Origin of the sequence: Duganella aquatilis (genome assembly GCF_009674565.1) — a bacterium.
Classification (GTDB): domain Bacteria; phylum Pseudomonadota; class Gammaproteobacteria; order Burkholderiales; family Burkholderiaceae_D; genus Rugamonas; species Rugamonas aquatilis.
The window spans coordinates 1-525 of the sequence record NZ_WKJL01000066.1 but is presented as its reverse complement, the minus strand read 5'-3'; the positions used below and the strand labels follow the sequence as shown (position 1 = coordinate 525).

Genomic DNA, 525 nt, shown 5'->3' with positions numbered 1-525 from the left:
CGGCTCATGACGGTACCTGAAGAATAAGCACCGGCTAACTACGTGCCAGCAGCCGCGGTAATACGTAGGGTGCAAGCGTTAATCGGAATTACTGGGCGTAAAGCGTGCGCAGGCGGTTTTGTAAGTCTGTTGTGAAATCCCCGGGCTCAACCTGGGAATGGCAATGGAGACTGCAAGGCTAGAGTTTGGCAGAGGGGGGTAGAATTCCACGTGTAGCAGTGAAATGCGTAGATATGTGGAGGAACACCGATGGCGAAGGCAGCCCCCTGGGTCAAAACTGACGCTCATGCACGAAAGCGTGGGGAGCAAACAGGATTAGATACCCTGGTAGTCCACGCCCTAAACGATGTCTACTAGTTGTCGGGTCTTAATTGACTTGGTAACGCAGCTAACGCGTGAAGTAGACCGCCTGGGGAGTACGGTCGCAAGATTAAAACTCAAAGGAATTGACGGGGACCCGCACAAGCGGTGGATGATGTGGATTAATTCGATGCAACGCGAAAAACCTTACCTACCCTTGACATG

At 52.4% G+C, this 525-nt stretch carries 1 rRNA gene; it reads left to right on the top strand.

Annotated features, from left to right (window positions below):
• Positions 1 to 525 (top strand): 16S ribosomal RNA (locus GJ698_RS30245); the annotation flags it as partial.